At 61.2% G+C, this 8,359-nt stretch carries 5 protein-coding genes; all 5 read left to right on the top strand.

Annotated features, from left to right (window positions below):
* Nucleotides 1-15: 15 nt before the first annotated feature.
* Nucleotides 16-1,674 carry a DUF1957 domain-containing protein gene (locus tag NZ960_02645; GenBank protein ID MCS7176514.1) on the top strand — a complete coding sequence of 553 codons (1,659 nt, stop codon included), beginning with the start codon at nucleotides 16-18 and terminating at the stop codon, nucleotides 1,672-1,674.
* Entirely contained in the window at nucleotides 1,653-3,089 is a 1,437-nt protein-coding gene (locus NZ960_02650; protein ID MCS7176515.1) for a UbiA family prenyltransferase, read from the top strand. The genes NZ960_02645 and NZ960_02650 overlap by 22 nt, the downstream gene beginning before the upstream one ends.
* A complete protein-coding gene (locus NZ960_02655; protein MCS7176516.1) occupies nucleotides 3,086-4,411 on the top strand; it encodes an FAD-binding oxidoreductase in 1,326 nt (441 codons plus the stop codon). Before NZ960_02650 ends, NZ960_02655 begins: the two co-directional genes overlap by 4 nt.
* Before the next feature lie 2 nt (nucleotides 4,412-4,413).
* Nucleotides 4,414-5,154, top strand: a complete 741-nt coding sequence (locus NZ960_02660) for an SDR family NAD(P)-dependent oxidoreductase (protein ID MCS7176517.1) — start codon at nucleotides 4,414-4,416, stop codon at nucleotides 5,152-5,154.
* Nucleotides 5,155-5,506: 352 nt separating this feature from the next.
* Nucleotides 5,507-8,359, top strand: a 2,853-nt coding sequence (locus NZ960_02665; protein ID MCS7176518.1) for a hypothetical protein, incomplete at its 3' end; no start/stop codon positions are given.

Below are 8,359 nucleotides of genomic sequence, written 5' to 3' on the forward strand. Positions count from 1 at the left end.
CAGAAGCCCTTGCGGATGGCGCTTGGAGCTATCGTTGTGGTCCTCCATGCGCACCTCCCGTATGTGTTACACCACGGTCGTTTTCCCCACGGCACCGATTGGCTCTGCGAGGCTGTAGCAGAGTGCTACCTGCCACTGCTGAAGGTTCTGCGGGGATTGATACGACGTGGCCTTCTGCCGCGCTGCACGCTGGAATTCTCGCCTGTGCTGTGCGAACAGCTAGCCCATCCCGCTTTCCGGGTGCTCTTCCAGCAGTACTGCCAGGAGAAGATGGAGGCAGCTCGGGAGGATGAGTTCCACTTCCGCCGCTATGGTTACGGCGAGCATTGGATCCGTCTGGCCCAGCTATGGCAGACGTGGTACGCTGAGCGGCTGCAGGAGTTTCTGGAGGAGTACCGAGGAGACCTCATCGCTGCTTTTGCGCGCCTGCAGTCCATAGAGGTAGTGGAGCTGGCGACTTCGGCAGCTACCCATGCGTACCTCCCGCTGCTGCCAAGCGAGCGAGCGGTTGCCTTCCAGCTTCGAGTTGGTGTGGAGGCGTACCGGCGCCATTTCGGCCGTACACCGCAGAGCGTGTGGCTGCCTGAGTGTGGTTACTACCCAGCGCAGGATACGACGGCGGAATCCCTTTACGGCTCAAGGGCACAGCGTTCGGTTGGGGTAGAGTATTGGCTGTGGCAACTCGGACTGGAGAGCTGCGTGGTGGAACAGCAGCTGTTGGAGCGTGGCCACTTCTGGTCGCGATCGGAACGTTGTCGTGGGCCATCGCTGTTACAGCCGTACTGGTGTTGCTCCATGCCTGAGTGCCCGTGGGGATGCTACATCCTGGCCCGACACCAGGCAACGGCAGCTCATGTCTGGGATGCCCGGACGGGCTATCCAGGTGATGGGGACTACTTAGACTTCCACAAGCGCCACTACACTTCGTGGCTGCGGTACTGGCGCGTGACGGACAACCGGCTGGATATGCAGTACAAGCTGCTCTACGTGCCCGACTGGGCTCAGGGTAAGGCGGCAGGGCATGCTACACACTTCGCCGACGTCCTGACTCGAACGCTCGCTGAGGAGTCTCAGCGCCAGGGTTGTTTCCCAGTCCTCTGCCTGCCGTTTGACGCTGAGCTCTTCGGGCATTGGTGGTTTGAGGGGCCATTGTTTCTGCACTTCCTCTGGGAGCGGGTGGCTGCAGACGGTGCCGTGGAACTGTGGAGCCTCCGGGAATGTCGACAGCGGACGCAGCCAGTGGGACAGGTACGGCTTCCTGCTGGCTCGTGGGGAAAGGATGCCGGGCATGAGCCTTGGATAGACCCTAGGGTGCGGTGGATGTGGCACTTCTTAGCCCAGGCGGAGGAGCGCCTCCAGACTCTCCTCCGGCGCTTCCCGACAGGGGTTCGCTCTCCACTCCAGGAACGGCTCCTCCGACAGGCTCTGCGTGAACTCCTGCTGATGCAGAGTTCGGATTGGATGTTCCAGGTAGTCACCGGGGGTGCCCAAGAGTATGCCGAGCAGCGTTTTGCCTTCCATGCCCAAGACTTCGAACGTCTGTGCCAGCTCGTAGAGGAGAGCTCGGGACGAGGGGAGCTAACGCCGGACGAGGAAAAGTTCGTCAGTGCTGTCGAGGAGCGGGATTCGGTCTTCCCAGAGTTGTCGGTGGAATGGTGGAGCCAGCCACTGTGAGTTCTGCAGGTCCGCCACTGGTTGTGGATTTAGACGGAACGCTGCTGCGAACAGATGCTCTCTGGGAGTGCTTCGTTCGGCTGTTGCGGCACCGTCCGTGGAGAGTGGCGCTGATCCCGTTGTGGCTGCTGCAGGGTGGGCGAGCGTATGTCAAGGCTCGGCTTGCAGCCGAAACTGGGCTTCAAGCGGACGGTCTTCCCCTTCGGGAGGAGCTCGTAAGGTGGCTTCAGGCCGAGCGGCAGAGGGGACGGAGGATTATCTTAGCTACGGCCGCGCCACCCTCCGTTGGCGAGTCTGTTGCTAGACGCACAGGACTCTTCGATGCGGTGATGACGAGTACAGATGTCGACAACCTCCGTGGGCGGCAGAAGCTGCAGCGGATCCAGAGCTTCCTTGGCGCGGAACCGTTTGAGTACGTCGGGAATTCGCGAGCAGACATCCCTATCTGGTCGGCTGCAGTCGCTGCTCATATCGTGGGGACTCCGCGGTTCATACGACGGATGCGACGCCTCTTCACTGAAGGACGCGACTTTCCGCAACCATTGCGGTGGCGGGCGCTACTCAAAGTTCTACGGCTCCACCAGTGGCTGAAGAACCTACTGGTATTCGTGCCAATCATCCTGGCACATCGCCTCTCGGAGTGGCAGCTCTGGGGGATGGCTGCACTGGCGTTCGTTGCGCTGAGCTTGGTTGCCTCTGGTCTGTACGTCTTCAACGATCTCATGGATGTGGAGGCAGATCGGCGCCATCCTCGGAAGCGGAAACGTCCTTTCGCCAGTGGGGAGTTGCCGTTGTGGGTTGGTGTAGTGCTGGCGCCAGTCCTTGTAGCCGCGGGGGCGATTGCGGCATGGCTCGGCCTGCCACAGCGGTTCTGGCTTGTGTTGGGGCTCTACGCAGTGGCTTCAGCGCTCTACTCGTTCTGGCTCAAGATGGTACCATTAGTGGATGTCGTCGTACTGGCGGGGCTCTACACGGTGCGTATCCTTGCCGGTGGCTGGGCTACTGGGATCCCGCTGTCAGGGTGGCTGATGACGTTTGCGATCTTCCTCTTCCTGAGCCTGGCTTTCCTGAAGCGGTATGTGGAACTGCGGACGACACCAGAGGCCGAGCTCCCGCGCCGGGGCTATGCTGTAGAGGATGAAGCCCTCGTCCGTTCGTTCGGTACAGCCAGTGGCTACTTGGCCGTTCTCGTCTTCGTACTCTACGCCAACAGCCCTGCCGTCGTGCAGTTGTACGGACAACCTCAATGGCTGTGGCTGAGCACACCACTGCTGATCTACTGGGTAGCCCACCTGTGGATGCAGGCGCACCGCCGGCAGATGAGCGATGATCCGCTTGTGTTCGTGCTACGCGATCCCGTCAGCTACGCTGTCGCCGTTGGATTGGGTCTTATCTTCCTCCTTGCCAGCGGATGAGCCGGAGGGATTACCTCTCGTGGGGGCGCTATCCGAAGCATCGTCCAGCAACAGTGTGGCGCCTTCGCTGGCGTAGCGATCCATTACCGGCGGTGCCATTGGGGATGACTCTCCTGCCTCGCGGCTACGGGCGGAGCTATGGTGATAGCTGCCTCAACGATGGGGGAATCCTGGTAGACGCAACAGGGCTGGACCGCTTCATCGCTCTCGATGAAGAGAACGGCATCCTACGATGCGAAGCGGGGGTAAGCATCGGCCAGGTGCTGGAATTGATTGTGCCCCGGGGGTTCTTCGTGCCCGTCAGTCCGGGTACGCAGTGGGTTTCGATTGGCGGTGCGATTGCCAACGACGTCCACGGTAAGAACCATCACCGTTCTGGGAGTTTTGGCCGCCATGTGCAGGCGTTTGAGCTTGTGCGCTCCACGGGTGAGCGCCTATTGTGTACTCCCACGCAGAACCCGGAGCTCTTCCGAGCAACGATTGGTGGCCTAGGACTGACGGGGCTCATTACGTGGGCAGAGATCCGACTCCGGCGAGTGGAGACGGCGTGGATGGAGGTGGAGTTGATTCCCTTTGGGCACGTGCGCGAGTTTTTCCGCCTGAGCCGGGAGTCGGATGTAGCCTTTGAGTACACGGTTGCCTGGGTAGATGTCACAGCACAAGGCAGCCACTTAGGACGGGGTATCTTCTGGCGAGGAAACCATGCGCGAAGTGGAGTTGCCCCATCCGCTCTGCCGGCAACTGGCCCGACTGTCCGGGTGCCAATGGATGCCCCGAGCTGGCTTTTGAACCCCTGGAGCGCACGGAAGCTCAACGCGCTGTACTACTGGTTGCAACGTCGGCGGCCACACTCGCAGATCGTACCCTACTGGACCTTTTTCCACCCGCTGGATGCCGTTGGAGCTTGGAATCGGCTCTACGGCAAGCGTGGCTTCGTGCAGTACCAGTGTGTCGTTTCTCCAGCAGCAGCCGAGGGGGCCGTTGAGGAGATGCTAGGGCGAATCTCCCGAGCGCGGGTTACGGCATTGCTTGGCGTGCTGAAGGTCTTTGGAGTACAGCGCTCGCCGGGGATGCTCTCGTTCCCACGGCCTGGCGTGACACTGGCGGTGGATTTTGCAGTTGAGGGGGAGCGGACGTGGAGGCTGCTGGAGTCATTGGATGCTTGTGTCCGTGAGGCCGGGGGCGCGTTGTATCCGGCGAAGGATGCCAGGATGTCGCCGGAGATGTTCGAGCTCTCCTTCCCGTGCTGGCGGGAGTTTGCCCGTTTCCGCGATCCAGCGTTTTCGTCCAGCTTCTGGCGTCGTGTCACAGGAGAGGGGTAGCCATGCGACGAGTCTTCATCGTTGGAGCGACTTCGGCAATCGCGCAGGCGGTCGGGAGGCTCTATGCAGCCAAGGGTGCTCGGATGGTGCTGGTCGGACGGACGCCGGAGAAACTGGATGCTGTTGTGGCAGATTTGCAGACTCGCGGTGCAGTGGTTGCTCGTTCTATCCTCTGGGATGCACGCCAGTGGGACCAAGCCCCGCAGGTCGTGGCAGAAGCTCAGCAGGGATTAGGGGAGTTCGATGTTGTCCTCATTGCCCACGGGAGCCTTCCTCGGCAAGAGGAGTTGTGGCCGCATCCTGAGCGGAACGTTGAGGAGTTCCACGTGAACGCCACCAGCGTCGTAGCTCTCCTAAGCGCTCTAGTGCCGGTGCTGGAGGCCCAGCGCCATGGGGTGGTGGGGGTCATCAGCTCCGTGGCTGGGGAGCGCGGGCGGGCGCAGATGGCGGTCTACGGCGCTGCAAAGGCGGCAGTGACAGCGTTCACTGCAGGTGTTCGCGGGCATTTGTTCCGATTTGGAGTCCGCGCCATTACAATCAAGCCCGGCTACGTGGACACGCCAATGACGGCGCATCTCCCGAAAACCCCTCTGGTTGCCTCGCCACAGGCTGTTGCCCGAAGCATCTACCGGGCTCTGGAGCGGGGCAAGCCGGAAATCCTCTACGTGCCGTGGTGGTGGAGATGGGTAATGCTCGTGGTGCGCCTCATCCCAGAAGCTGTCTTCAAGAGAGTTCGGCTGTGAGCGGTAGAGCGTGTGGGTCGTTTACCGAGCCTTGACGTAGAGTGGCGAGGGCTTGCAACATGCCTGCCCGCTTTGTATTTTTGCGGTGCCACTGAGGGTGTAGGGAAGGGGGGAGGTTATGGTATGGCGGCGTGCGGAAACCTGAAGGGGTGATGAGCGTTGCTGGAAAAGAGTCTCATGGCTCACCGATAAAGGGGGAAGGTGTTGTATGTTCGCGCTTGTGCAGCGAGCCTACCGTACGTTCTCAGGGCGGTGTGAGCACCTCCAAGGCAGCGGTGAATTGCAGCCCGGCCGCTTTACTACTAGGCCGTCCTTTGACAGATAATGGTCTCACTATGAGTCGAGGGACCTGATGCGGACAGTCGTAGCTACGGTACTTCCCTTTGTGGCAGTATTGGCCATCGTGGCTCAGGAGTCGCGGTTGCCTTACAGTGGCGTTATCCTTTTAGAGTCTGGGAAGCCCATCCCTGATGGACTCTATCGTGTGGAGTTTCGCCTCTACGAGAGTGCCGAAGCCGTGGAGCCAGTGTGGGAAGAGTCCCAATTAGTCACGACCCGTGGTGGGGCATACCAGGTAGTCTTAGGAGCAGCCAAGCCTCTGCGGTTGGCAACCCATAAGCAGTACTGGCTGGAGGTGCTCTACAACGGGCGTTCGCTGGGGCGTAACCCATTGGCACCTTGGAGTCTCCAGGAGCGAAAGGGGGAACTCACGTTGGGGTCTTCCAAGGCTGATCGACTGGAACCGACCCGGCCGGGAGCCCTCCGTAACGGTGGCAGTAGACTCCCTGTCTTAGGTGGATACAGTCCTGCAATACCACTGGTGGTGAATACGTGCGATGATTGCACAACCCACTTCTGGTCCTTGACAGGCAACGCAGGGACCGACCCCACGAACAACTTCTTAGGGACTATAGACAACCAGCCGCTCATCATCCGCACGGACAATGTTAATCGAGTCCGTATTACTACAGGTGGTCAGATCGAAGTACTCAACAGCGGGCAGTCCGTCTCGCTCGGAGAGGGCGCTGGCATCAGTATGGATTTGACATCACCCCGGCAGAACACCTTCGTTGGCTACTTGGCAGGAACCCTGACGGAGACAGGGCAGAAAAACGTCGCTGTAGGTGCAACAGCTCTGTCTCAAAACATCAGTGGCTCTGGGAACACAGCGCTGGGATCGAATACGCTCGTCAGCCTCGTGAGTGGGTCTTACAATACGGCGATAGGCTTTGGAGCCGATATCGGCGCTCCGGACTTGACGAATGCCACGGCAATCGGTGCATTTGCTTTCGCTGCAACAGACAACAGCGTTGTGATTGGCTCCATCGCAGGGGTCAATGGGGCTACGGCATCTGCCAACGTTGGAATAGGGACGCCGGCTCCGACTCATCGGCTCCACGTCGTTAGCGGAGCCGACCCGCTCCGTATCCAGGGGCTACAGCCAGACAACACGCTGGATAACGCTCTCGTGGTAGATCCCAGCGGGATAGTCAAGACGCGTTCCCTGTCAGGGATAGTGGGGACAACGGCGTGGCTGCTGACGGGGAATGCGTTGAGTGGCGGGGAGAGACTCGGGTCGTTGAATGCGCAGCCGTTGGTGGTGGTGACGAACAACGTGGAGCGGCTGCGGGTGACGGCTGGTGGGGATGTGGGGATTGGGACGGCGACGCCGGCGGAGCGGCTGGATGTGGTGGGGAACGTGCGGTTCAGCGGGGCGTTAATGCCGGCTGGGGCTGCAGGGGCCGTGGGACAGTTGCTGGTGTCACAGGGGGCAGGGACAGCACCGGTGTGGAGCAACGACATGTACTGGGACCAGGCGACACAGCGGCTAGGGATCGGGACGACGGCGCCGACGGCGAAGCTGGATGTGAGGGGGAAGGTGTACATGCAGAATCCGACGGGAGGGGATGTGCTGGTGGTGCAGTCGGTGGTGGGGCAAACGGGTGCTCTGTTTACGTGGTTGGACGAAAGTGGGACGCCGTGGGGCGTGATCGACAACAGTGGGTTGGTAGGGATTGGGACGGCGGCACCGGCGCAGAAGCTGCACGTTGTGGGCAACGGGACGACGTCGGCAGTGTTTGAGGGCGGGGGAGTGGGGGTAGGGACGGTGAATCCATTTGCGACGCTGCACGTGTATGACGCAGGGGGTGGTGGTACACCGCAGACGACGCAGGTGTTGATCACAGCGGGGGCGAACCAGGTGGGCAGTGGGGTACCGCTGCTGCGGTGGGAGGATAACTCGAACAATGTGCTGGGGGTGATCGATGAGGCAGGGCAAGTAGGGATCGGGACTGGGAGTCCGGTGAGGCGGTTACATGTGGAGGGGCCAGGTGGTGGGATATCGCCGGTGCGGTTAGGGCAGGTGCCGACGGGGTTGGCGACGGACGATGTTGTGGTACTGGACGACAGTGGGGATGTGAAGAGGATTGGGGCGGGGGCGTTGATTGGGAACTGGGCATGGCTGCTGACGGGGAATGCAGGGACGACGGCGTGGAATGGGTTAACGGGGAACTTTGTGGGGACAACGGATGGGCAGACATTGGTGGTGGCGACGACAGGGGGAGCAGGGGATGTGGAGGTGTGGACGGCTAACACGAAGCGGTTGATCGTGCGGGGCAGTGACGGGCATGTGGTGCCGGCGGCGGACAACACGTACGACTTGGGGATCGTGGGACAGCGGTGGCGGACGGGACGGTTTGGGACATCGGTGGTAGTGGGGACGAGCGTGAGCCTGTTGGCGGCCACGAACGAGGTAGAGTTCAGTGGAGGGGATGGGCGGATCAGTGTGGTGGGGGCCAACGATCTGATCGTGCGGACCAACGGGACGGAGCGGCTGCGGGTGCTGGGTGGGGGGAATGTAGGGATTGGGACAGCAGTGCCGGCGGCATTGTTGCACGTAGCGGGGACGGGGCGGTTTGACGGGCAGTTGACGGTGACGGCGGGTGGGGCGGCGATCACGGGGACGGTGAACGTGACAGGGAATGTGTTGCCGACGGCGGACAATGCGCATGATCTTGGGAGCGCGACGCAGCGATGGGCGAACGTGCATGGGGTCAACGGGCATTTCACGGCGCTGACGCTGTCGGGCTTGACGCAGGGGTCGGTGTTGTTTGCGGGGCCTGGAGGGGTGATCAGCCAGAACAATGCGAACTTTTACTGGGATAATAGCAACGCTCGGTTGGGGATTGGGACGGCGTCGCCGGTG

This window comes from Candidatus Kapaibacterium sp. (assembly GCA_025059875.1).
Lineage (GTDB): Bacteria > Bacteroidota > Ignavibacteria > Kapaibacteriales > HRBIN21 > HRBIN21.